A 23913-nucleotide genomic window follows, 5' to 3' on the forward strand; every position below is an offset into this window, starting at 1 on the left:
GCCGCCCGTGTCCAGCTCCCTCAGCTCTCTGATCCTGATTGCCGTTGTCTGGCTGCTGCTGCTCGCGCCCCTGTTCCTGCGCAACCAGTCCCCGGTGCGCAAGACCACGAAGGTGCTGTCGGAGACCCGCGTCCTGCATGAGGGCGGCACCGGGATCGGTCGGCGGCGCAAGCGTCCGCTCCCCGCCGAGAGCCTGTACCACGCGGACGTGGAAGAGGAAATCGAGCTGGTCGAGGCGGAGCCGGTGGACGTGGTCATCGACGACACCGGGCGGGAGTCGAAGCGGACGGTGCGCCGGCGTGCTGCCGCTCAGGCGAGGGACGCCCAGGCACGGGACGCGGAGGCACCGGACACGGACGCACTGGACGGCTCTGACGCCCCCGACCGCGCTGACGGGCAGGTGCCTGTCGCGGATGTGATCACGGACCCGCGGCTGGTCCGCACCCCCGGCGTCATCGAGGGCGAGATTGTCGGCTACCGTCCGCTGGACGACGAGGACACCGGGGAGTTCGCCCCGGTCGACCCGGATGCCGCGGTGGACGACTCCGACGCCCCCGAGGACGTGGGCCGCGTGGTCGCGGCCGAGGACACCAGGTTCACCTCCATCGCCCTGGATACCGGGGACGATGACACTGACGCAGACACAGACTCGGCGACAGTCGCAGAGACTGTCGCTGATGCGGATGCTGACACCGAGGATGCCGATGCCGACGCCGACGCCGTTCGGCCCACCGGCCGCCGGTTCTCCCCGGTGCCGGACGCCTACATCCGGGGTGGCGACATCGACGTCTCCGTGGGGACCGGTGAGGATGTCGCCGAGGAGGCCGACAGGGAGAACCCGGGTGTCGTCGCCGACGATGATTCCGTGGACTCCTCCGATGCCGTGGAACTCACCGACGAGGAGATCGACTACGCGTCGGCCCGGCGTGGGCGCGGGTTCTACGACCCGGTGGCCTCCCAGCACCTCGCCGACATGCGGCAGACCCGGCGCAAGCGGGTGCTCTCCGTGCTGGCCGCCCTGTGTGTCGTGGCCGTCGTCGCCGCGGTCGTCCTGGGCGGCGCCATGTGGCTCGCGGTCGTGGCGTCACTCGGCCTGTCCGGCGTGTACCTCTACTACCTGCGTCGCCAGGTGGTCGAGGAGGCCAGGCTGCGCCGCCGCCGGATCGCCCGCATGCGCCGCGCCCGCCAGGGTGTCCGCAGCACCGATGACCGTGAACTCGGCGTTCCCGACCGCCTCCTGCGCCCGGGGGCGGTGGTCCTGGAGAGTGACGACGCCGACCCGGAGTTCGCCGACCTCGACTACGCGGACCACGGGTACGACAGCTACCGCTACGACGCCGCGGCCTACGACGACTACATCACCCCGGACGACGGCTACGATCACGCCGGGCACATCCGTGCGGTGTGACCCGTGGGCCGGGGAGGTAAGCTGACCCCACCATGAACAACCCCGCCTTCCGTGATGCCGCCCTGCTGCTGCTCCGCGTCGCATTGGGGGTCGTCTTCATCGCGCACGGCTGGGACAAGGCCTTCCAGACCGGGATCGATGAGACCGCCCGCATGTGGTCCGGTATGCAGATCCCCCAGCCGACCCTGTCGGTGTGGGTCGTCTCCATCGTGGAAATGCTCGGTGGGGCGTTGCTCGCCCTCGGTTTCCTGACGCCCGCCGCGGCCGGTGTGCTGGCGCTCGACATGGTCGCCGCATTCTACTTCGTGCATCTGGGCAACGGACTGTTCGTCGCCGACGGTGGAGGGGAACTGGTGGTCGTCCTGTTCGCCGCCTGCCTCGTCCTCGTCGTCTTCGGCGCCGGACGCGCCAGCCTGGACAAGGCACTGTCCCGGTTCGGGTGATCACTCCCGTGGACAGTGACAACGGACGCAACGGCAACGGCGGCCACGGGGACATTCACGGGGACGTCCGCGCGGCACTGTCCGCCCGGCTCGACAGGGAACCGTCGCCCACCGGGATCGACGACGACACCGTCGACGCGCACCTGGCCGCCTGCGGGGACTGCCAGGAGTGGTTCGCGGCCGCCAGTGACCTGAACCGGCGGCTGCGGATGAGTCTCGCCGTCGACGGGGGGACGGAAGAACCGTCCGACGGCCACGCGCTGGCCGAGCACATGGCCCGCATCGCGGACGAGACCCCGCAGCTGTCACACCGGCTGCGCAACAGGTCCCTGCCGCTGATCGCCAGCAGGATCGCCCTGGTGGTCATCGCCGTCTGCTACATCGTCTGGTCGGTCCTGCTGCTGACCGGGGTGGGTGGCGGTGGCGGGTCCGACAGTGGACCGGGCGGGGCGGTGGGCAATGCCGACGACCCCGACCTCGCCGGCCTGGCGGTGGATGCCGCCTCGGTCCGCTTCGCACTCGCCGCAGGCCTGCTGTGGGGAGCGGCGCGGCCCCGTTCCGCACCCGGGCTGCTCCCGGTGTTCCTGGCCCTGTGGGGTTTCGGCGCCGGGTTCGCGACCCGTGACGTTGTGCTGGGGATCGTCGGGGGAGGGGTGGACGTCCCCGCACTCCTCGGCCTGCTCCTGCACCTGGCGGCGTGCGCGGCGCTGATCGGGGTCTGGCTCGCCAGGAACCACGCCGTGGCACCGCTGCGGCAGTCGCTGCGTGTGCTGTCGGCCCGTCCGGTCGCCTACAGTCCAGGCGACGTGGAGCGGAACTCGTCCTGGCGCTCCGGGGACCACTGACCGGGATCCGTCTCAGGTGTGGGGACGGTCCGTCACGTCCACCCGGGTAGCCACATGCGCCAGCGCCATTCGTCGACGGTGATCGGCATGGCGGTGAAGATGGGCAGGAAGAACAGGAACATCCACACCACAAGCACCAGGTAGCCGGCCGAGATGAGCATGCCCGTCTTCGTGAGCAGCAGCGTCCGGAAGCGCCGTCCCGCGGAGGCACCGGGGCCGTCCCGGCCCTCGGAACCGTCGGAGGGTCCGGTGCCGCGGCGCAGCGCCCACCCGGACACCTGTCCGATGACGAGGGCGATCCCGATGATGAGGAAGGGCGCGAGGTTGGTGGCGTAGAACAGGTACATCTGCCGGTCGACGTTGAGCAGCCACGGCAGGAAACCGGCGAGGTAGCCGACCACCGGCACCAGCCACCGCATGTCACGGCGCCGGATCAGCCGCCACAGCCCCCACAGCAGCACGGGCACGGTGAGCCACCAGATCACCGGAGTCCCCAGCAGCAGGACGACCTGCTTGTTGCCCTCGGCGTCGTCGGAGGAGTGGTAGAGCAGGGCACGGGTGGTCGCCAGCCATTCCCACGGCTTCGACTCCCACGGGTGGTTGTGCCCGTTGGAGTTGGTCAGCTCCTCGTGGAAGCCCAGGACGGACACGTGGTAGTAGATGAAGTTCAGCCAGGAGTCCGGCAGCAGGCCCAGGCCCCATCCGCTGATCTGGTCGTTGCCGGACTCGATCTCGTGCCGGAAGACCCCGGTCTCCGACGCGAACCACGAGCGCCATGACAGCAGGTACACGACGGCGGGGACGATGACCAGGGAAGCGAAGGCCGGCACGCAGTCCCGGGCGAACGTCCCGAGGAACGGACGGCGCACCCCGTAACGGCGGCGGCGCCACCAGTCGACGCCCACGACGGCGAGTCCGAAGAAGGCGATGTAGTACAGACCCGACCACTTCACCGCGCTCGCGCACCCGAGGGCGACGCCGGCGGCGAACCTCCACCACCGGTAGCCGACCCGCGGGCCGAGGTCGAAGTCCCCGATGCGTCCCCCGGCGGCGATGCGGCCGAAGCGCCCCTCCATCTGACCGTGGTCCCGGATCAGGAGGTAGACCGCCAGGACGATGAAGAACACCTGGAAGTGGTCCAGCATCGCCGAACGCCCGGTGACGAACAGGATGCCGTCGCACAGGGCGATGACGCCCGCGGCCATACCCACCCAGTCCGAGCCGGTGAGACGGCGGGCGATCATCGCGGTCAGCAGAATGACACCGACCGCCAGGAGCGCGACGACGATGCGCCAACCCCAGGGGGTGTTGCCGAACACGGCCATGCCGAGCGCCTCGAGGTGCTTGGCCAGGGGAGGGTGCACGATCAGGCCGAAGCCGGGGTTGTCCTCGATTCCGCCGACCAGGAGTCCGCCGCCGCCGTCCGTGCCCCGCAGCACCTGCCAGGACTGCGGCACGTAGTGCTTCTCGTCGAAGACCGGCACGCCGTTGTCGGTGGGGTGGGACAGGAAGAGCAGGCGGCTGAGCAGACCCAGGACACCGAGTGTGCCGAGGATCCACCACCACCGGCGGGGGCGGGCGGCAGCTGTGCCGGAGCCGGGGGTGGCGCCCGGGAGCAGCGTCTGGAGTGTCACAACCGGCCATCCTATACGGCGCGGGCGGGGCACAGGTAGAGTCTGCAGGCCATGCACGAAAGCAATTCACCGGCACCCTTCGGCGACCTGGCGGCACGTGCGGCGGCGACCCGACCGAGCCCGGCCGGGGGGATCATCCTGGCGGCGACGCCGCTGGGGAATCCGCTGGACGCCTCGGTCCGTCTGATCGACGCCCTGTCCAGCGCCGATGTCATCGCCGCGGAGGACACCCGCCGGACGCGCACCCTGGCGGACACCCTCGGTGTGGCGATCACCGGACGGGTGGTGTCCAACTTCGACCACAACGAGGCCGACCGCGCCGCGGGGCTCGTGGAGCAGGCGGCGTCGGGGGCACGGGTGCTGGTGGTGACCGACGCAGGCATGCCGTCGGTCTCGGACCCCGGGTTCCCGCTGGTCCAGGCCGCCCAGGACGCCGGCGTCCCGGTCACCTGCCTGCCCGGCCCGTCGGCGGTGCCGACCGCGCTGGCGCTGTCCGGGGTCGGTGTCGGCCACTTCGCCTTCGACGGTTTCGCCCCGCGCAAGGACGGGGCCCGCCGGCAGTGGCTGGAACAGGTGCGGGATTCCCACCGGGCGGTGAGCTTCTTCGAGTCGCCGCACCGGATCGCCGCCACCCTGGCGACCGCCGCGGAGGTGTGCGGTGCCGACAGGGAGGCCGCGGTCTGCCGTGAACTGACGAAAACCCACGAGGAGGTCGTCCGCGGCCCCCTGGGTGAACTGGCCGACTGGGCGAAGGACGGGGTGCGCGGGGAGATCACCGTGGTCGTCTCGGCGTCGCCGGGGCCCGACGGTGGAGTCGACACCGACCCCGCCGACCTGGTCGGGGAGGTCGAGCGGAAGGTGGGGGACGGCCAACGGCTCAAGGACGCCTGCCGGGAGGTCGCCGCGCACCGCGCGGTGTCCCGCCGTGACCTCTATGAGGCGGTTCTGGACGCCCGGGGCAGGTAAGCGGGAACCAACTGTGGCACAGTAGACCGCATGTCTGTTTCTGAAGAGAATTACCGAGCTGACGATACTGACCCGTCGTCGCCGCCCGCTGATCCACATGACGCAGATCAGAGTGACGGGCTCACGCCGGAGGAGGTCGAGGGCCTCAACGATCCGGAGTTGAACCAGGAGAAGGTCGCTCCGGTCGCCATCGAGAGCATGCTGCCCCCGCCCGCGGAGGACGAGAACGCGAAGGTCGACAAGGCCGTCGTCTGGTTCGCGGCACTGATCGTCGGTGCCGTGGTGGTCTGGGCGCTCGCTTTCCCCGACAACTTCGAGAGCTTCTCGAGCGCCGCCCTGGACTTCGTGGTCGCAGACTTCGGCTGGGTGTACATCATCGCCGGCTCGATCTTCGTGTTCTTCATCCTCTGGGTGGCCCTGAGCAAGTACGGCCGCATCAGGCTGGGGCAGGACGACGAGCGCCCCGAGTTCAACGCCGCGAGCTGGATCGCCATGCTCTTCGCCGCCGGCATGGGCATCGGCCTGATGTTCTACGGTGTCGCCGAACCGCTCACCTTCTACGAGAACGGTGTTCCGGGCGAAGCCTCGCAGAGCGTTCCGGTGTCCATGTCCACCGCACTGTTCCACTGGACACTGCATCCCTGGGCGATCTACGCGATCGTCGGCCTCGCGATCGCCTACGGCACCTTCCGCCTGGGCCGCAAGCAGCTGATGAGCTCGGCCTTCATTCCCCTGATCGGCGTGCGCCGTGCTGAGGGCTGGCTGGGCAAGCTCATCGACGTCCTGTCGATCTTCGCCACGGTCTTCGGTACCGCCGCGTCCCTGGGCCTGGGTACCCTGCAGATCGCCGCAGGCATGAACGCCACCGACATGGTGCACGACCCGGGCACCGGCTGGCTGCTGCTGATCATCGGTGTGCTCGGTGTGGCCTACCTGATCTCCGCCTTCTCCGGCGTGAGCAAGGGCATCCAGTACCTGTCGAACTTCAACATGGTCCTGGCCGCGATCCTGGCGCTGTTCGTCCTGGTCGTGGGGCCGACGGTGGTCATCATGAACACCGTCCCGACGTCCGCGGGCAACTACCTGCAGGAGTTCTTCGGCATGGCCGGCCGCACGGCCGACTCCGCACCGGGCATGGCCGAGTGGCTGAGCGGCAACACCCTGTTCTACTGGGCCTGGTGGATCTCCTGGTCCCCGTTCGTGGGCACCTTCATCGCCCGTATCTCCCGTGGCCGTACGGTCCGCGAGTTCATCCTGGTGATCATGCTGGTCCCGACCGCGGTGTCGATCGTCTGGTTCTCCATCTTCGGTGGCAGCGCCATCCACGAGCAGGACGGCGGCACGGAGATCTTCGGCGACGGTACCTCGGAGAACATGCTGTTCAACCTGCTCCAGGAGCTGCCGATGGGTGCGATCAGCTCGATCATCGCCATGATCCTGCTGGTCACCTTCTTCATCACCTCGGGGGACTCGGCATCGACCGTGATGGGCACCATGAGCCAGAACGGCAAGCTGGTGGCCGACCGCAAGATCACCGTCCTGTGGGGTCTGATGACCGCCCTGATCGCGGTGGTCCTGCTGGTGACCGGCGGTTCGGACGCCCTGGACAGCCTGCAGACGGTGACGATCATCGCCGCCAGCCCGTTCGTGATCCTGATCCTGTTCCTGTGTGTGTCGATCCAGCGCGGTCTGTCGCGGGACCCGATGTTCCTGGACGAGAAGCAGCAGCGTGCCTTCGCCCTGAGGCTGGCACGTGAACGCCGCTACCAGGAGACCGCGGAAGCGCGGCAGGCCAGGGAGCAGCGTAAGCAGGAGAAGAAGAGCACGAAGCCGGAGAAGGCCAAGAAGAAGTAGCCGCCCCCTGTCGCGCGGCGTGTCCGTGCCATGGCCTAGTCTGTTGGCATGTCGAAACACGTCCTCACCGCTGTTGCCTGGCCGTACGCCAACGGCCCCCGTCACATCGGACACGTTGCCGGGTTCGGCGTCCCCTCGGACGTCTTCGCCCGGTACCAGCGAATGTCGGGCAACAAGGTGCTGATGATCTCCGGGACCGATGAGCACGGCACGCCGCTGCTCGTCCAGGCGGAGAAGGAGGGGGTCGGCGTCCAGGAGCTCGCCGACCGGTACAACCGCATCATCGTCGAGGACCTGGCGGGGCTGGGGCTGTCCTACGACCTGTTCACCCGCACCACCACCCGCAACCACTACGCCGTGGTGCAGGAACTGTTCCGCGGTCTCAACGACAACGGCTACATGGTGCGGCAGACGACCACCGGCGCGATCAGCCCCTCCACCGGCCGCACCCTGCCGGACCGTTTCATCGAGGGCACCTGCCCGATCTGCGGTGCGACCGACGCCCGCGGCGACCAGTGCGACAACTGCGGCAACCAGCTCGACCCCGCCGACCTCATCGACCCGCGGTCGAAGATCAACGGGGAAGCCCCGGACTTCGTGGACACCGAGCACTTCATGCTCGACCTGCCGGCGTTGGCCGAGGCTCTCGGCACATGGCTGCAGACCCGTGACGGCTGGCGCCCCAACGTCCTGAAGTTCTCGCTGAACCTGCTCAAGGACATGCGGCCGCGGGCGATGAGCCGTGACATCGACTGGGGTGTCCCGGTGCCGATCGAGGGCTGGCAGGACAACAACGCCAAGAAGCTCTACGTCTGGTTCGACGCGGTCGTCGGCTACCTCTCCGCGTCCATCGAGTGGGCGTTCCGCACGGGACAGCCGGACGCGTGGCGCGAGTGGTGGAATGAGCCGGAGACGCTGTCCTACTACTTCATGGGCAAGGACAACATCACCTTCCACTCCCAGATCTGGCCCGGCGAGCTGCTCGGCTACGCCGGCAAGGGCTCGAAGGGAGGGGAGACCGGTGAGCTGGGCGAGCTGAACCTGCCGCACGAGGTCGTGTCCTCGGAGTTCCTGACGATGTCCGGCTCGAAGTTCTCCTCCTCCAAGGGCGTGGTCATCTACGTCCGCGACTTCCTGGAGACCTTCGGTCCGGACGCGCTGCGCTACTTCATCGCGGTCGCCGGCCCGGAGAACATGGACACCGACTTCACCTGGGACGAGTTCGTCCGCCGGATCAACACCGAACTCGCCAACGGCTGGGGCAACCTGGTCAACCGCACGGTGTCGATGGCGCACAGGAACTTCGGCGAGATCCCGACCCCGGGCGAGTTCACGGAGGAGGACACGGACCTGCTGGAGGACGCCGCCGCGGCGTTCGCACGGGTCGCGGACAACCTGGAGCACTCCCGCTTCAAGGCGGGAATCGCCGAGGCGATGCGGATCGTGGACCGCGGCAACCAGTACATCGCCGCGCAGGAGCCGTGGAAGCTGGCGAAGGACGAGTCTCAGCGCGAGCGCCTGGCGACCGTCCTGTTCACCGCCCTGCAGGTGGTGTCGGACGCGAACACGCTGCTGACCCCCTACCTGCCGTTCTCCGCGCAGCAGGTCTTCGAGACCCTCGGTGGCACCGGTGTGTGGGCCGCACAGCCGAAGGTCGTTGAGGTCACCGACGATTCCCCGCGCACACCCGTCGGTACCGGCGTCCCGGAGGCGGGGCGCAGCTACCCGGTGATCATGGGCGACTACGACGCGCAGCAGGCCCATTGGGGGCGAACCGAACTGTCCCCGGGCACCGCGCTGACCAAGCCCTCCCCGTTGTTCACCAAGCTCGACCCGGAGCTGGCGGAGACCGGCCCGGAGTGGGCACGCGTCGACCCGGAGTAGGCCCGGAGCAGTCATGGACGTCCTAGGCGCCTCCCTCGTCATCATCCTCCTCGCCGCCGTGGCGGTGGCCTGGCTGGTGCTGATCATCGCCGCCCTGAACAGCATCTTCCGGCACCGCCGGTTGTCGGGCACCGCCAAGGCGGTCTGGACGCTGCTGGTGTTCGCCTTCCCCATCCTGGGCCCCTGCGCCTGGTTCATCTGGGGCCGCGAGGGGAGCTGACGGGGAGGCCCCGGCTACCCTGGCGCACATGTCGAAGAAGAAGCCGCGTCCCACCCCTGTCCCTCCCGAGCCCCTGCCCGAGCTCTTCGACGCGCACACCCACCTCGCGTCCTGCGGGGCAACCGGACCGGGAAAGGTCGCGGAGGTCATGGACCGGGCCGGGGCCGTCGGCGTGGGGCAGGTGTGCACCGTCGGGGACGATCTCGCGGAGTCCGTCCAGGCGCTGGACGCCGCCCACGCCGATCCCCGCGTGTTCGCGGCGTGCGCCGTCCACCCCACGAGGGCCGGGGAGGTCTTCGTGGACGGGGTGCAGGACAGGCTGCGGGAACTGGTCGCCGACCCGCGGTGCGTGGCGGTGGGGGAGACCGGCCTGGACACCTACTGGATCCGGCACGATCCGGAACGCACCGCCCCGCTGGATGTGCAGGAACGGGCGCTGCGCTGGCACATGGAGCTCGCCGCCGAGGTGGGCAAGCCCCTGATGATCCACAACCGGGAGGCGGACGCCGACCTGATGCGCGTCCTGGCTGATGCCCCGGAGTCGGTGACCGTGATGCTGCACTGCTTCTCCTCGCCGCTGGAGGTGGCGCAGGAGGCGATCCGGCGGGGCTACTACCTGAGCTTCTGCGGCAATGTGACCTTCAAGCGAAATGGGGAGCTCCGGGAGGCCGCACGCATCTGCCCGTCCGACCGGATCCTCGTGGAGACCGATGCACCGTTCATGACCCCGGAGCCCTTCCGCGGCGCGCGGAACGAGCCGGCCTTCGTGGGGTACACGGCACGCTGCGTGGCGGACGCCCGGGGGATGGACCCGTCGGAGCTGGGGGCACTGGTGACGGAGAACGCCCGGCGGCTCTACGGGATCCCGGCTCCACGGCAGGGGCGTGTGTGACGGGTGTGTGTCCTGTCACCGCATGTGACCGGCAATTGTGATCGTCGCGACATTTTCGGGGAAATTTGCCCGAAGACTTGGACGTGACCGTCTCGTTACCGTATCGTGATCAAAGTTACGAAACCGAGACAGTCTGAGAGTTCAGGCTTTCAGACATCGAGTGGGCGGCCACAGTCCAGAGCCGCCGGAGGTAAAAGAGCGAGTGTCCCCCAAGAACAAGTCCAACCTGCACCGCATCAACACCACGAATTCCGTGCCTCTGCGCATGGCGACAGGTGGCATGCTCGCCGTGCTGGTTGTCGGCGGTACCGTCGTGGCGACGAACCACAAGGACGTCACCCTCGACGTCAACGGCGAACGCATCGAGACCAGCGCATGGTCCGGTGACATCCGTTCCCTGCTCGAGGACAATGACGTCGAGTTCTTCGACGAGGACATGATCACCCCCGGCCTCGACGAGAGCGTGGACAACAACTCCGACGTCACCGTGCGGTCCGCCCGCCAGGTGGCCGTCACCATCGACGGCCAGGCCAAGGACGTCGACACCAACTCGCTGACCGTCTCCGAGCTCCTCGACGAACTGGGCTACGACGACAACGCCCTCGGCGTCTCCGCGGCCCAGGGCTCCTCCATCCCGGAGGACGGCATGGAGCTCGACATCACCACCCCGCGCGAGTTCACCCTGAAGGACGGCGCAGCCAACCACGACGAGCCGGCCCGGCTGACCATGGCCGCCAGCACCGTCGGCGAGATGCTTGAGGCGCGCGGCACCCCGCTCGGCAAGGATGACGTCGTCACCCCGCCCGCCGATGCCCCGCTGGAACAGGGCACCCACGTCGAGATCCACCGGGTGACCACCGACGAGCAGACCGAGGAGCGTCCGCTCGAGCCGAAGGAGACCGTCCGCGAGGACCCGGAGATGTCCGAGGGCGACGAAGAGGTCGTCGAGGAGGGCTCCGCCGGACGCGAGCGGGTGACCTTCCGGGTCACCGAGACCAACGGCGAGGAGACCGACCGCGAGATCATCGACCGCGAGGAGCTCGAGCCCGCCAGCGAGCGCATCGTCGTCCGGGGCACCAAGAAGGAGACCGGCGGATCCGGCGGATCCGACGCCCCCAGCGTGTCCGACGGTTCCGTCTGGGACGAGCTCGTCCAGTGCGAGGCCACCGGCGACTGGTCCGCCAACACCGGCAACGGCTTCTCCGGCGGCCTGCAGTTCACCCCGTCCACCTGGGCTGCCTTCGGCGGCACCGAGTACGCACCCGAGGCACACATGGCCTCCCGCGAGGAGCAGATCTCCGTGGCGGAGAAGGTCCAGGGCGCACAGGGCTGGGGCGCATGGCCGGCCTGCACCTCCAAGATGGGGCTGAGCTAGGCACGCAGTCGCCCGCACAGGGCGCGGACAGACCCCAGCCGGTGGAACCACGCAAGGTTTCCACCGGCTGGGGTCTTTCCCATGGGCGGGTGGGTCACGGTGGACGTGAGGTTTCGCTGCCGGGACGGTCGGGCGACTATCCTGGTCAATCGTGAACAATGACACGGGTACGAGCAGCACCGGCACCGGCAGCGCCGACGGCACCGACGTTCGGCTGCTCGGCCCCGGCGAGATCCGGCAGCTGGCGGCTGAGCTGGACGTCACGCCGACGAAGAAGCTCGGGCAGAACTTCGTCATCGATCCCAACACGGTCCGCCGCATCGTCTCGGCCGCCGAGATCACCCGGGACGACCACGTCATCGAGGTGGGCCCGGGGCTCGGCTCGCTGACCCTGGCGCTGCTGGAGAGGGCCGGGGACGTCACCGCCGTCGAGATCGACCCCCGCCTGGCCGGGCGCCTCGAACGCACCGTGGCGGAGTTCGCCCCGGCGACCTCGGAGAATCTGACGGTGGTGACCGCGGATGCCCTGGCACTGACCCCGGACGACACTGCCGCGGCAGGGGCTGAACCACCCACCGCCCTGGTGGCGAACCTGCCGTACAACGTGTCGGTCCCCGTCCTGCTGCACCTGCTGGAGGTCTTCCCGAGCATCACCCGCGTCCTGGTGATGGTGCAGCTCGAGGTCGCCGACCGGCTCGCCGCGCCCTCCGGCAGCCGGGTTTACGGCGTGCCCAGCGTGAAGGCCGGATTCCACGGCCGTGTGCGCAGGGCAGGGACGATCGGGAAGAACGTCTTCTGGCCCGCCCCGAAGATCGACTCGGGCCTGGTCCGGATCGACCGGTGGGACGACACCGACCGGCCCTGGCAGGGCGTCCTGGAGACCTGGGGGGCGGACGCGTTGCGCCGCGAGGTCTTCGCCGTGACCGATGCGGCGTTCCTGCAGCGCCGCAAGACCCTGCGCGCGGCACTGTCCGGGTACTTCGGTTGCGGGCCGGGTGCCGAGGAGGTCCTGGTGGCGGCCGGAATCGACCCGAGGGAACGGGGGGAGAAGCTGGACAGCGCGTCCTTCGTCGACCTCGCCGTCGCAGCCCTGGAGTCCCGTCGCGGCCGGCAGGCGCAGGAGCCGGCACCGTGACCGCCGCCGACACCGATGCCGTGCAGGATGCCTCGGCCGGGAGGGCGGTGACCGCCACCGCACCGGGCAAGGTGAATCTGCACCTGTCGGTCAGCGACGCCGGCGGTTCCGGCGGCAGGGACGACGGCTACCACGACCTGGAGACCGTCTTCCACGCCCTCGACCTCATCGAGACCGTCACCCTGCAGGTCGCCGGGTCTGTGCCGCCGGAGACCGCGGACGCCGCGGGGCCGTCCGGGATCCCGGACGCGGCGGACCTGGTCACCGGTGTCACCGTCACCGGCCGCGACTCCGGCAGGGTGCCCACCGGGGACCGGCAGACGGACAACCTGGCGGTCCGGGCCGTGCTGGCCGTCATGGAGCGTTACCGGAGGCACGCCCCGGGGTCGAAGCTGCCGCGGCTGGCGGTCACGATCGACAAGGGGGTACCCGTCGCCGGCGGGATGGCCGGTGGTTCGGCGGACGCCGCGGCCACCCTCGTCGCTGCCCGCGAGCTCCTCCACGGCCGGGGGGCGGCGGCCGCGGGGTTCGCCCTGGCGCCGCGTCCCGGTGACGGGGAGTTGTCGGCCATGGCCGCCGACCTGGGGGCGGACGTGCCCTTCTGCCTGGAGGGTGGCACCGCCCTGGGCCGCGGCAGGGGCGAGCAGCTGCTCCCGGTCATGGTCCGCGGCACCTACCACTGGGCGCTGGTGATGGATTCGCGTGGACTGTCTACGGCCGATGTCTTCGCCCGGCTCGACGAGCAGCGGGCGGCGGCCGCGCGTGGTGAGCGTCCCGATGTCCGTGCGGGCGGTCCCGAGGACGTCCAGCGCGCCCTGCTCTCCGGTGACCCGGAGGTGCTCGCTGTGCACCTGGGCACCGGTGGTGGGGGTGGCACCGGTGCAGTCAACGACCTGCAGGCACCCGCGATCAGTCTCAGCCCGGACCTGCGGCGTACCCTGGCTGCGGGACGGGATGCCGGTGCACTCGCGTGCCTGGTGTCCGGGTCCGGACCCACGGTGGCGATGCTGTGCCGGGACCGTGGGCATGCCGTGGACGTTGCGACGTCACTCGCGGCCGAGGGCGTCGGAGGACGCGCCGTCTCCACGGCGACCGCCGCCTCCTACCCGCACGGTGCACAGATTCTCGAACAGTAGATAGGACACGAACCACCCACCATGGCCGACACCAACCTGGTCAACTTCGAGAACGTCGACAAGTCCTACGGACTCAAGACCCTGCTGGACGGGGTGAGCCTCGGCGTGAACTCCGGCGACCGCATCGGCGTCGTCGGGCTCAACGGCGGCGGGAAGTCCACGCTGCTGCGTATCCTCTCCGGTGCCGACACCCCCGATTCCGGGCGGGTCTCCCGCAACAACGGGCTCCGCCTTGCGCGGGTCTCCCAGGACAGCGATCTCGTCGGCGAGACCGTCGGCACGTCCGTCCTGGCACCACTGGGGCTGGAGACCTACGAATGGGCCTCGGACCCCCGGGTGCGCGAGGTGCTCCATGGACTGGGGGTGACCGAGCTCGGGGGAACGGGCGGCAGTGGCCTCGACACCCCGGTGGCGGGACTGTCCGGCGGTGAGCGCCGTCGCGTGGGGCTGGCAGCCGCACTCGTCCGGGACCTCGACCTGCTCATCCTCGACGAGCCGACGAACCACCTCGACGTCGAGGGCGTCCAGTGGCTCGCCGCCCACCTGCTGTCGCGGCGCTGCGCGCTCGTCGTCGTCACACACGACCGCTGGTTCCTGGACACCGTGGCCAACCACACCTGGGAGGTCCACGACGGTGTCGTCGACGTCTACGAGGGCGGCTACAACGACTGGACGTTCGCCCGTGCCGAGCGTTCCCGGCAGGCCGACGCCGCCGAGCAGCGCCGCCAGAACCTCGCCCGCAAGGAGCTGGCCTGGCTGCGCCGGGGAGCTCCGGCGAGGACCTCGAAGCCGCGCTACCGTATCGAGGCGGCCGAGTCGCTGATCAAGGACGTGCCCGCGCCCCGCGACAGTGTGGAGCTGATGCGGTTCGCCACCCGCCGGCTGGGTAAGAAGGTCATCGAGCTGGAGGACGCCACGGTCACCACGCCGGGCGGTGAGGACGCCCGCGTGCTGGTCGAGGACCTGACCTGGCGGTTGAACCCGGGTGAGCGCATCGGCCTGGTCGGGGTCAACGGCTCCGGCAAGACCACACTGCTGCGTGCCCTGGCCGGGGAGTACCCGCTGGCCGCGGGCAGACGGGTCGAGGGGCGCACCGTCCAGATCGGCTGGCTGCGCCAGGAACTCGACGACCTTGACCCGTCGCGGCGGCTGCTGGACGCGGTGGAGGATGTGGCGAGCCGGGTGCAGATCGGTGACAGGGAACTCTCCGCGTCCCAGTTGGCCGAGCGGCTCGGCTTCTCACCGAAACGCCAGCGCACCCCGGTCGGGGACCTGTCCGGTGGCGAGCGCCGCCGGCTGCAGCTGACGCGGGTACTGATGGCTGAGCCCAATGTCCTGCTGCTCGACGAGCCGACCAACGACCTGGACATCGACACCCTGCAGGAGCTGGAGAGTCTGCTGGACGGCTGGGCGGGCACGATGGTCGTGATCTCGCACGACCGTTACCTGGTGGAGCGCATCTGTGACTCAACCTGGGCGTTGTTCGGCGACGGTCGGCTGACCAACCTGCCCGGCGGTATCCAGCAGTACCTGGACACACGGGCGGAGCTGGCGGCGTCGGGACAGAAGCATGCGGGGAACCTGGACCTGGGCGGCTCCACCGGCGGTGCCGGCGGAGGCGATGCACCGGCGTCGTCGGCACCGTCGGCATCAGGGACGCCTGCGGGGGCAGCCACCGTGCCGGCGTCCCCCGGGCTCTCCGCGCAGGAGGACCGGGCACTGGGCAAGGAAATGGGCGCACTGGAGCGCAAGATATCCAAACTCGACTCGACCATCGGGGACCTGAACCGGAGGATGGCGGACGCGGCCGCTCCGGCGGACGGCAACGTGGACACCGCACTGCTCGCCGACCTCGACCGGAAACTGTCCGCGGCCAGGGAGGAGCACGGGGAGCTCGAGATGTCCTGGCTGGAGGTCGCGGAGCGCCGGGAGGACGGGAGCTGACGGGGACCGGCTAGGGGAGCAGGAGACAGAGCAGCCGTTCGACGACAACCCGTGCGTCGCGCGGGGTGAGATGCTCCGCCAGGACGGACTGTGTGAGGCCGACAAGGGTACTGAGCAGTAGTTCGGCGTCGAGGCGGTGGTCCGCGGCGTCACCCGGGGGCGCAGCAGGGGACGCGTCCGGGGAATCGGGGGGCACTGCCGAGCGTGCGTTCCCGAGCTGGTGGGAGATGACGTCGACGAGAAGCCGTGGCGCGGAGGAGGGTCCGTCCCCTTCCGCGCTGTCGCCGTTGAGGGAGGCGGACTGGAAGGCGTTCAGGACGAGCGCGTCGGAGCGACGGTCGTCGTCGAGGGGGAGGACTGCGTACGCCACGGTCTCCAGGACCGCTTTCGGTGACTCCTGCACTGTCTCCCCGTTCCGGTCGTCCCCGTCGTCGGACCCCGGGCGGAAGCGGGCAGCGGCCGATTCGATGACCGCACGGTGCGTCGCCTGGAGCAGGGCGTCCTTGTTCCCGAAGTAGTACTGGACGAGCCGGACCGAGATCCCCGCTTCGGCGGCGACGGCCTGGAAGGTCGTGGCGCCCAGTCCGTCCCGGACGATGACCCGTCGTGTCGCATCCGTGATCGTGGTGCGTCGCTCGCTGTGGTCCACCTGCCGTGGCATAGCCGGGCCTCCTTTGTCCGTGGGGTTGACGGGTATCCGTCGTGTTGGTACGTTCATATCATAGTTATGGTATGGACATACCATAAAAATGACAGGAGGAATCGTGGCACAGCAGAGAATCGGGGACTTCACCGGTGACCGGGCCCGCGCGACGTACCGGCAGGCGTACGCCAGGCTCGCTGAACGATGGCCCGTGGAGGCCGAGGAACTGACGGTGGACACCTCGTACGGGCCGACGCATGTCCGGCGGTCGGGATCCGGGACGAAGACGCCCCTGGTCCTGATGCACGGACTGAACGGCAGTGGGCTGAGCTGGCACAGTACTGTCGGCGAGTTGGCGCGCGACCGGGTCGTCTACGCCCCCGACGTGATCGGAACGGCCGGGAAGAGCCGCCAGACGGCCCCGATGGAATCCGGCGACGACTACGCGGCATGGGGTGCCGAGCTGCTGGAGGGTATCGGTCACGAACGGGTCCATCTGTTCGGCTACTCCGAGGGATCGTGGTTCTCCGCCCTGACCGCCGGGCGGGCGGTCGACCGGGTGGCGAGCGTGACCCTGGGGGAGGGGATCACGACCTTCGTCCCCGCGTCGAAGAAGGTCGTCAGGAAAATGATCACGACGGCGATGTGGCCGACCCGGCGGAACTTCGCCCGGCTGGACGAATGGCTCACCCCCGGTGCCGAACTCACCGCCGAGGACAAGGACCTGGCGAAGGCCGCAATGAAGTACCGGCGACGGTCACCGTGGCCGTCGCCGCTCAGTGACACCCAGCTCCGGGCCATCACGGCACCGGTGCTCGCGATCTTCGGCGAGCAGACCCGGCTGGGGGACCCGCATGCCGCGGCTGCCCGGATCAACGACCTCATTCCCCGCGCGACCGTCGAGATGGTTCCGGACGGCGGGCACAGCGTGCTCTGGCAGTACCCCGGTGTGGTGCTGCCGATGATCGGGGGCTTCATCGACCGGGAGGACGGCTGAAAAGGCGTCTGGGGACGCCGGTGCGTCCGACCCCGTTGATACACTCTGGTGCAGCGCTGTGGTGACACAGCACAGGAGAGCGCAGCACAGGAGAGACGGGCGGAGGACACGTGGCAGCGGAACAGCAGGGTCAGCAGATCCGCGCGGCCGCCGGGGAGCGGGACGGTGCCTCCCCCCGGGTCATCCGCCAGCGCGACGGGGTGATCGTGCGTCAGCCGCATCCGGAGCGGCGCCACTTCCTCCGGCGTCTGCTGGAGCCCAGCCCCTGGGGCCTGATCTTCGGGGCGATGATGTTCGCCCTGTCGCTGACACCGTCGCTGCTGCCGCGTGACTGGTTGTTCCAGGGTGTCGCCGCGGGACTGTCGGCGGCGACCGGACACCTGATCGGTGTGCTGCTGGAGTGGGTCTGGCTGCTGTGGATCCGCGACCTCGTCGAACCGGTGATCGTGTCCGTGACGAGGGGGAGGAAGGTTCCCGCGAAATGGCGGCCGTGGCTGCGGATCATCCTGCTGTCGGTGATCGTCGTGGCACTGGTGGTCTGGGTGCTGATCGCCGTGCGGTGGCAGCAGCAGATCGCCGACATCATGGGCGACCAGGCGTACACCGCCGCACAGTTCCTGCTGGTCCTGCCCGTCGGTCTGGTGCTCTGGGCGTTGCTCTACCTGCTGGGCAACACCGTGGGACGGCTGACCACCCTGCTCGCGCGGGCCGTGCCCGGCCAGCACACCCGCTACGGCCTCAAGCTCATCCTGTCCTGGGGTGCGGTCGGGTTGGTCACGGTCGTCGCCGCCGACCAGCTGCTGCCGGGCACCATTGTGCGGGTCAGCGAGAACGTCTTCTCCGTGCGCGACGAGGAGATCCGTCCCGACCTGGTCAAACCCCACGTCAGTGAACGCAGTGGCGGGCCCGGCTCACCGAACGAGTGGGAGGACCTCGGGGCGTACGGCACCAGGTTCACCGCACTGGGGATGTACCGGGACGAACTCGAGGAGTTGACGGGACGTCCCGCCCGCGAACCGGTCCGCGTCTACGCCGGGCTGAACAACGGCGACAACGACCGCGAGCGTGCGCTCAACGTCGTCGATGAGCTCGAACGCACCGATGCGCAGGACCGCGAGGCGCTGATGATCGCGCCGACGACGGGCACCGGGTGGGTCAACCCGACCGCCGCGCAGGCCTTCGAGCTGATGTTCGGCGGTGACACCGCCATCGCCGCCGACCAGTACTCCTACCTGCCCAGTGCGGTGCAGTTCATTTCCGACCGCGACCAGGTCCGCGAGGCGGGCAAGGAACTGGTGACCGCGGTCGTCGACTGGTGGCACACCCTGCCGGAGGACGACCGGCCGAGGATCTACGTCTACGGCGAATCCCTCGGCACCTCCGCCGGCGAGGGTGCGTTCTCGGGGATCCGCGACATCGCGTCCTCGGTCGACGGGGTGCTGTGGCTCGGGCCGCCGAACAGCAATGAGCTCTGGAGTGACCTGGTCACCCGCCGCGATCCGGGGACCAGGGAGGTCGATCCGGAGTACTCCGGCGGGATGATGACCAGGTTCGCCGAGAACGAGGAGGACATCCAGGAGTGGATCGACGACCCGGAGGCGCAGGGCACGGCGTGGAACTCCCCGCGGGTGCTGTACGTCCAGCACCCGTCCGACCCGGTGGTGTGGTGGTCGCCGGACCTGCTGTTCCGTGAGCCGGACTGGTTGAAGGAGACGCCCGGATTCGACCGCTCACCCGAGATGCGCTGGATGCCGTTCATCACGTTCTGGCAGGTCACCCTCGACCTTCCGCGTGCCGGTAATGTGCCGGACGGCCACGGTCACAACTACGGCACGACCGTGCTCGACGGTCTGGTCGCCGTCGCCGGCGAGGACCGGTTCTCGGTGGCGGACGTGGAACGCATGCGTGTGCAGCTCGAAACCGCGATGGAGGACCAGGGCCCGGAGAAGGAGGTCGGCGTCGACAACGAGTGACGACTAGCATGGTCCCCATGATTCTCATCAATGTCCGCTTCCGTCCGCTGCCCGAGTACGTCGAGAACTTCCGGGAGGTTGTGGCTGATTTCACCGACGCCTGCCGTGCGGAGGACGGGAACCTGTGTTTCGATTGGTTCCGCGGCACCGACGATCCGTCCGAGTACTTCCTCGTCGAGGCGTTCGAGGACGGTACCGACGGGACGCACGTCCAGAGCGACCACTTCAAGGCGGCCTGCGAACTTCTTCCCACGGTGCTGAAGGAGACACCGCAGATCATCAACACCTCCATCCCCGGTAAGACGGAATGGGACCGGATGGCGGAGTTCTCCGTGGACTAGCCGCCCGGGACACACCTGAAATGAGGTCACGTTGACCGTCAGTGTTTTCGACCTGTTCTCCATAGGCGTCGGACCGTCGAGTTCGCACACGGTCGGGCCAATGCGCGCCGGCCTGGCGTTCGCCGCGGACCTCCATGAACGGTGGACCGGCAGCAGGTACGGCGTCGCGGATCAGGACCCTGCGCCGTCCGGGACCCTCGCCGACGGTGCGGTCAGCCGTGGCACGGGGGTCACGGTCATCCTCTACGGCTCACTGGCCGCGACCGGAGTGGGGCACGGGACGCTGGGGGCCTGCCTGATGGGTCTGGACGGGGCGGACCCCTCCACAGTGGACCCCGACTTCATGGTCGACCGCCTCAACCGGATCCGCCGCGACCGGACGGTCAACCTCTACGGCGACCGGACCATGCCCGTCATCTGCGGGTTCGAGGACATCATCCTGCGTCCCGCGGTGAGGCGTACCATCCACACGAATGCGGTGACCTTCTCCGCCCTGGACCCCGACGGCACCGAGTTCAAACGGACCTACTACTCCATCGGCGGCGGATTCATCCGCACCGCCGAGCAGGAACCGGTGATCGGGAAGCTCACGGGGGAACACACCTTCACCTCCGCGGACGGGCTGACGCAGCTGGCGGAGTCCTCGGGTGGGGTCGCCGCCGTGCAGCGGGAAAGCGAGCGTTCCCTGCGCAGCGACGCCGAGATCGACGACTACCTGGATTCCGTGGTCGATGTCATGGACAGCTGCGTGAAACGTGGCGTCACCTCGGAGGGCACGCTCCCCGGCGGTCTGCTCGTCCGGCGGCGTGCGGAGAAATGGTACCGCCAGCTGCTGGTCGACGACCCGGATCACAGCCGGGAGTTCGCCACGGACTGGGTGAACCTGGTGGCCATGGCGGTCAACGAGGAGAACGCCGGCGGGGGCCGTGTAGTCACCGCGCCCACCAACGGGGCAGCGGGGATCATTCCCGCCGTCCTGTACTACGCGCGTGAGTACACCGACGCCGGGCAGGAGGACCCCCGGGCGGCCTGGCGCCGGTTCCTCCTGGCCGCGGGGGCGGTCGGGTCCCTGTACAAGGAGCGGGCGAGCATCTCCGGAGCGGAGGTCGGCTGCCAGGGGGAGGTGGGGTCGGCCTCGTCGATGGCGGCCGCCGGTCTGGCGGAGGTGCTCGGCGGGACGCCCCGGCAGGTGTGCAATGCCGCGGAGATCGCCATGGAGCACCTGCTGGGCCTGACCTGTGATCCGGTGGGGGGCCTGGTGCAGGTCCCGTGCATTGAACGCAACGCCATCTCAGCGAACACCGCCGTCAACGCCGCACGGATGGCGATGCGCGGCGACGGCACCCACCGGGTCAGCCTCGACGAGGTCATCGAGACGATGCGGCAGACCGGCGTCGACATGTCCGACCGCTACAAGGAGACCGCGGGGGCGGGACTGGCCATCAACGTGGCGGTGAATGTCCCGGAGTGCTGAGTCCGTCAGTGCTGAGCCCGGGAGCGCTGCCTTTCCCGCCCCGCCCCGGACATGTCAGGCGTCCACCACGATGCCTGCGCCCGCGGTTCCACCGGTGCCGTCGTGTGCCGTCACCGGACGTGAGCAGCAGGCGAGGATTCTCCCCGCGTCGATGTCCCGCTGACGCAGGCCCCCCTGGTGCCGCATGTCGACCTCCCCCGAGATCTTCTGCACCGCACAGGAACCGCACACCCCGGTGCCGCAGTTCGAGCGCAGCGCCACCCCGGCACGCCTCCCCGCCTCCAGGATTGTCTCGCCGACGGCGACGGGAGCGACGATCCCGGACCGTGCGAACGTCACGGCGGGTTGCCCGGGCTGCTCTGCGGGGACGGGAGCCACGGTGTCCGGGACGTTGCCCGCACCAGTGCCAGCCGTGCCCGGTACGTCCTCCGCACGGGGTCCCGCGGTGTCGTCGAATGACTCCTCGTGGAATGCGTTCGGCGGGACGCCGACCGACTCGGCGACCTCCCGTGCCCCGGCCAGGTAACCGGACGGGCCGCAGGCGAACACCCTGCGGCCGCAGGCGTCCTCGGCCAGGGACTCCAGGACATCGGGGCACAGTCTTCCCACCGGACCGGTCCACCGGGAAACCGCCCGGGCGCCGCGCCGGGAACCCGCCGACCCCAGAGACAGGCTCACACGGATGCCGGGGTGAGCCTCGGCGATGGCCGTGAGCTCGGTGGCGAAGGCGAAGTCGCCGGGACGCCGGCAGTGGTAGATGACGACGGCGTCCGGGGCGCGTCGGCCGTGTGCCCCGGCGTGGGCGGAGAGTGCGGCGAGACTGCGCACCATGGACAGTACCGGGGTGATTCCCGCGCCGGCGGCCAGCAGCAGGTAGCGTGCGCGGCGGTCGACGTCCGGCAGGTGGAAACCCCCGAGGGGCCCCTGTGCCTCGAGGACGGTGCCGACCGTGAGGTTCCTGTGGATCCAGGGGGAGACGCGGCCGTCGGCGACCTTCTTCACGCAGACGGTGAAGGTCGGTCCGTCCCCGCCGCTGTCGAAGGGGCTCGAGGAGATCGAGTAGGCGCGGTCCACCGTCGCGGCGTAGGGCCCGTCCGCGGGGAAGTACAGCCGGACGAACTGTCCTGGCCGGTGTCCCAGCGGCTGCCCGTCGGTGCGCCGCAGGACCAGGGTGCGCAGGGAGGGGGTCTCCTGCCTGATCCCCACGACCTCGACGGAGAATTCCGTGGGCCCGTCGGGGGACGGGACGTCCGCGAAGTCACGGGTCAGCTCGGCCGCGCGCGTCCCGGAGGATGTGCCGGCGGCCCAGGGCATCACCAGGGCGCGGGTGTCGGGGCGGTGGCCCCGCCAGCCGGACGGGAACCGTGCGGGGGAACCGGTGGCGATGGCGTCCGGAATGTACTGGTCGACGATGACACTGGTCATGAGGTGCGCTCCCGGGGGAATCGTGTGGAGGCGGGGAACCGTGTGCCGGTGTCCCCGAGGTGGTTGAGCATGCGCTGCGAGTACCAGCTGATGAACGACTCCACCTGGTCCTCACTGCGCATGTAGGGTCCCGGGACGTAGCCGGGGCTGGCGACACCCTGCTGGGCGAGTTCGACGAAGTCGGCGTCCTGCGCGTTGGTGTGGCGCCACACGTGGGTCAGTTCGTCGATGTCGTAGTCCTCACCGGCGGTCGCGTCCTCGGCGACGAGCCAGGTCGTCCGCACCAGGGTCTGGTGCTCGTTGACGGGGTAGGCGGCGAAGGTCAGGACGTGGTCGGACAGGCCGTGGACCCAGCAGTTCGGCTGGACGTGCATCGAGGTGCGGCCCAGACGGAAGTCGGGCAGGTCACCCATCAGTTTCTGGGACAGGCGTCTACCGGTGACCGAAAAGGTTTCCCCGGCCTTGTCGAGCGCCTCGCGTGAGATGCGGAAGCCGGTGGGACGGCCGACGAGATCCTCGACGACCCGCCACGGCAGTCCATGGCGTTCGCAGCGTTGCCGCAGGACGCTGTCCGCCGCGACCGCCCGCTCCCAGTCGGCGGCGAGTTCCGGGGGCACGATGTCGGCGGTGAGTCCCCAGGTGGCGAACAGGGAGCAGGCGAGTTCCGGGTGTCCGCCGCAGTGGTAGCACTCGCGGTTGTTCTCCATGGTGAGTTTCCAGTTCCCCTCCTCCAGCAGGTCGATCTGCGCGGCGACCTTCGCGTTGGCGATGTCGAAGCCCTCGAGGTACGGGGTGACGGTGGTCGCCATGCCGGGACGCCCCGGGGCGTCGTCGAGGTCATCGGGGGGTTCGGCGGCGGCGCAGACGAAGATCAGCCCCGCGATGCTGCGGACGTGCAGACGGCGCAGGGCGAAGCAGTCCCGGTCGAGGGATTCGCCGGGGGCGGAGGCGTGTTTCAGTGTGCCGTCGGTGGCGTAGGTCCAGGAGTGGTAGCCACAGACCAGGTTGGCGGAGTTCCCGCGGCGTTCGGTGACCACGCGGGCGCCGCGGTGGCGGCAGACATTGTGCAGGACGTTGATTTCGCCGTCCTCACCCCGGACGATGATCAGCGACATTGACCCGAAGGCCACGGTGACGCGGTCGCCTGGATCGGGGATCTCGGCCTCGGTGGCGGCGAAGATCCAGTGGCCCCCGAATATCCCCTCCATGTCCAGGGTGAAGATGTCGGGGTCGGTGTAGAGCGGGGCCTCCAGGGACGTGCTGGGCGGCCGACGGTGGAGGAGGTCGGTCATGCGCTGCGCCGTGGTCATGGTGTCGAATCTAG

Annotated in this window: 20 protein-coding genes; 16 read left to right on the top strand and 4 right to left on the bottom strand. The window is 69.4% G+C overall.

The features are described 5' to 3' along the window. Positions 1-7: 7 nt before the first annotated feature. From sepX to ACTIL2_RS02265, 3 genes are read left to right on the top strand one after another with little or no spacing between them, the layout of a single operon-like run. Positions 8-1408 carry a divisome protein SepX/GlpR gene (sepX, locus tag ACTIL2_RS02255; RefSeq protein ID WP_442335826.1) on the top strand — a complete coding sequence of 467 codons (1401 nt, stop codon included), beginning with the start codon at positions 8-10 and terminating at the stop codon, positions 1406-1408. A 32-nt stretch (positions 1409-1440) separates the two neighbouring features. After that, the gene (locus ACTIL2_RS02260; RefSeq protein ID WP_442335827.1) at positions 1441-1851 is read left to right on the top strand and encodes a DoxX family protein; all 411 of its coding nucleotides are present in this window, start codon (positions 1441-1443) and stop codon (positions 1849-1851) included. Between the two features lie 8 nt (positions 1852-1859). Continuing rightward, entirely contained in the window at positions 1860-2696 is an 837-nt protein-coding gene (locus ACTIL2_RS02265; RefSeq protein ID WP_442335828.1) for a zf-HC2 domain-containing protein, read from the top strand. Between the two features lie 32 nt (positions 2697-2728). Here ACTIL2_RS02265 and ACTIL2_RS02270 read toward each other — a convergent pair whose 3' ends face one another. After that, complete coding sequence (locus ACTIL2_RS02270; RefSeq protein WP_442335829.1) at positions 2729-4330, bottom strand: dolichyl-phosphate-mannose--protein mannosyltransferase; 1602 nt, start codon at positions 4328-4330, stop codon at positions 2729-2731. A gap of 51 nt (positions 4331-4381) precedes the next feature. Here ACTIL2_RS02270 and rsmI point away from each other — a divergent pair, with 51 nt between their 5' ends. The 9 genes from rsmI to ACTIL2_RS02315 all read left to right on the top strand — a co-directional run bounded on the left by rsmI (position 4382) and on the right by ACTIL2_RS02315 (position 15736). Further along, on the top strand, positions 4382-5296 hold the full coding sequence (gene rsmI / locus ACTIL2_RS02275; RefSeq protein WP_442335830.1) for a 16S rRNA (cytidine(1402)-2'-O)-methyltransferase: 915 nt from the start codon (positions 4382-4384) through the stop codon (positions 5294-5296). Positions 5297-5326: 30 nt separating this feature from the next. After that, on the top strand, positions 5327-7150 hold the full coding sequence (locus tag ACTIL2_RS02280; protein ID WP_442335831.1) for a BCCT family transporter: 1824 nt from the start codon (positions 5327-5329) through the stop codon (positions 7148-7150). Between the two features lie 48 nt (positions 7151-7198). Continuing rightward, complete coding sequence (gene metG, locus ACTIL2_RS02285; protein ID WP_442335832.1) at positions 7199-9034, top strand: methionine--tRNA ligase; 1836 nt, start codon at positions 7199-7201, stop codon at positions 9032-9034. Between the two features lie 13 nt (positions 9035-9047). Continuing rightward, the gene (locus tag ACTIL2_RS02290; protein WP_442335833.1) at positions 9048-9254 is read left to right on the top strand and encodes a PLDc N-terminal domain-containing protein; all 207 of its coding nucleotides are present in this window, start codon (positions 9048-9050) and stop codon (positions 9252-9254) included. Between the two features lie 28 nt (positions 9255-9282). After that, on the top strand, positions 9283-10146 hold the full coding sequence (locus tag ACTIL2_RS02295) for a TatD family hydrolase (RefSeq protein ID WP_442335834.1): 864 nt from the start codon (positions 9283-9285) through the stop codon (positions 10144-10146). A gap of 202 nt (positions 10147-10348) precedes the next feature. After that, positions 10349-11521 (top strand): transglycosylase family protein, encoded by a 1173-nt coding sequence (locus tag ACTIL2_RS02300; protein ID WP_442335835.1) that lies wholly within the window; start codon positions 10349-10351, stop codon positions 11519-11521. Positions 11522-11672: 151 nt separating this feature from the next. Then, positions 11673-12656, top strand: a complete 984-nt coding sequence (rsmA, locus tag ACTIL2_RS02305) for a 16S rRNA (adenine(1518)-N(6)/adenine(1519)-N(6))-dimethyltransferase RsmA (protein ID WP_442335836.1) — start codon at positions 11673-11675, stop codon at positions 12654-12656. After that, entirely contained in the window at positions 12653-13792 is a 1140-nt protein-coding gene (locus tag ACTIL2_RS02310; RefSeq protein ID WP_442335837.1) for a 4-(cytidine 5'-diphospho)-2-C-methyl-D-erythritol kinase, read from the top strand. The genes rsmA and ACTIL2_RS02310 overlap by 4 nt, the downstream gene beginning before the upstream one ends. A gap of 21 nt (positions 13793-13813) precedes the next feature. Then, the gene (locus tag ACTIL2_RS02315; protein WP_442335838.1) at positions 13814-15736 is read left to right on the top strand and encodes an ABC-F family ATP-binding cassette domain-containing protein; all 1923 of its coding nucleotides are present in this window, start codon (positions 13814-13816) and stop codon (positions 15734-15736) included. Positions 15737-15746: 10 nt separating this feature from the next. On the opposite strand, the gene ACTIL2_RS02320 is transcribed toward ACTIL2_RS02315, so the two are convergent. Beyond that, positions 15747-16397 (bottom strand): TetR/AcrR family transcriptional regulator, encoded by a 651-nt coding sequence (locus ACTIL2_RS02320; RefSeq protein ID WP_442335839.1) that lies wholly within the window; start codon positions 16395-16397, stop codon positions 15747-15749. 103 nt (positions 16398-16500) lie between these two features. Between ACTIL2_RS02320 and ACTIL2_RS02325 the strand changes: the two genes are divergently transcribed. The 4 genes from ACTIL2_RS02325 (at position 16501) to ACTIL2_RS02340 (ending at position 21164) form a co-directional block, all read left to right on the top strand. Beyond that, entirely contained in the window at positions 16501-17376 is an 876-nt protein-coding gene (locus tag ACTIL2_RS02325; protein ID WP_442335840.1) for an alpha/beta fold hydrolase, read from the top strand. Between the two features lie 110 nt (positions 17377-17486). Further along, positions 17487-19349: an alpha/beta hydrolase gene (locus ACTIL2_RS02330; protein WP_442335841.1), complete on the top strand. Its 1863-nt coding sequence runs from the start codon at positions 17487-17489 to the stop codon at positions 19347-19349. 17 nt (positions 19350-19366) lie between these two features. Next, positions 19367-19690: a putative quinol monooxygenase gene (locus ACTIL2_RS02335; RefSeq protein ID WP_442335842.1), complete on the top strand. Its 324-nt coding sequence runs from the start codon at positions 19367-19369 to the stop codon at positions 19688-19690. 31 nt (positions 19691-19721) lie between these two features. Beyond that, complete coding sequence (locus tag ACTIL2_RS02340) at positions 19722-21164, top strand: L-serine ammonia-lyase (RefSeq protein WP_442335843.1); 1443 nt, start codon at positions 19722-19724, stop codon at positions 21162-21164. Positions 21165-21218: 54 nt separating this feature from the next. Here ACTIL2_RS02340 and ACTIL2_RS02345 read toward each other — a convergent pair whose 3' ends face one another. Together ACTIL2_RS02345 and ACTIL2_RS02350 are read right to left on the bottom strand one after the other, a co-directional pair. After that, positions 21219-22589 carry a flavin reductase family protein gene (locus ACTIL2_RS02345; protein WP_442335844.1) on the bottom strand — a complete coding sequence of 457 codons (1371 nt, stop codon included), beginning with the start codon at positions 22587-22589 and terminating at the stop codon, positions 21219-21221. Beyond that, positions 22586-23899, bottom strand: a complete 1314-nt coding sequence (locus ACTIL2_RS02350) for an aromatic ring-hydroxylating oxygenase subunit alpha (RefSeq protein WP_442335845.1) — start codon at positions 23897-23899, stop codon at positions 22586-22588. The genes ACTIL2_RS02345 and ACTIL2_RS02350 overlap by 4 nt, the downstream gene beginning before the upstream one ends. Between the last annotated feature and the right edge of the window lie 14 nt (positions 23900-23913).

The sequence above is a fragment of the Corynebacterium sp. genome (assembly GCF_052107835.1).
Lineage (GTDB): Bacteria > Actinomycetota > Actinomycetes > Mycobacteriales > Mycobacteriaceae > Corynebacterium.

Excerpts from the sequence above, each read along its gene's own strand:
- metG (WP_442335832.1), top strand. The coding sequence starts at position 7,199 with ATGTCGAAACACGTCCTCACCGCTGTTGCCTGGCCGTACGCCAACGGC.
- ACTIL2_RS02260 (WP_442335827.1), top strand. The coding sequence starts at position 1,441 with ATGAACAACCCCGCCTTCCGTGATGCCGCCCTGCTGCTGCTCCGCGTC.
- rsmI (WP_442335830.1), top strand. The coding sequence starts at position 4,382 with ATGCACGAAAGCAATTCACCGGCACCCTTCGGCGACCTGGCGGCACGT.
- ACTIL2_RS02280 (WP_442335831.1), top strand. The coding sequence starts at position 5,327 with ATGTCTGTTTCTGAAGAGAATTACCGAGCTGACGATACTGACCCGTCG.
- ACTIL2_RS02350 (WP_442335845.1), bottom strand. The coding sequence starts at position 23,899 with ATGACCACGGCGCAGCGCATGACCGACCTCCTCCACCGTCGGCCGCCC.
- ACTIL2_RS02290 (WP_442335833.1), top strand. The coding sequence starts at position 9,048 with ATGGACGTCCTAGGCGCCTCCCTCGTCATCATCCTCCTCGCCGCCGTG.
- ACTIL2_RS02335 (WP_442335842.1), top strand. The coding sequence starts at position 19,367 with ATGATTCTCATCAATGTCCGCTTCCGTCCGCTGCCCGAGTACGTCGAG.
- ACTIL2_RS02315 (WP_442335838.1), top strand. The coding sequence starts at position 13,814 with ATGGCCGACACCAACCTGGTCAACTTCGAGAACGTCGACAAGTCCTAC.
- ACTIL2_RS02345 (WP_442335844.1), bottom strand. The coding sequence starts at position 22,589 with ATGACCAGTGTCATCGTCGACCAGTACATTCCGGACGCCATCGCCACC.
- ACTIL2_RS02295 (WP_442335834.1), top strand. The coding sequence starts at position 9,283 with ATGTCGAAGAAGAAGCCGCGTCCCACCCCTGTCCCTCCCGAGCCCCTG.
- ACTIL2_RS02320 (WP_442335839.1), bottom strand. The coding sequence starts at position 16,397 with ATGCCACGGCAGGTGGACCACAGCGAGCGACGCACCACGATCACGGAT.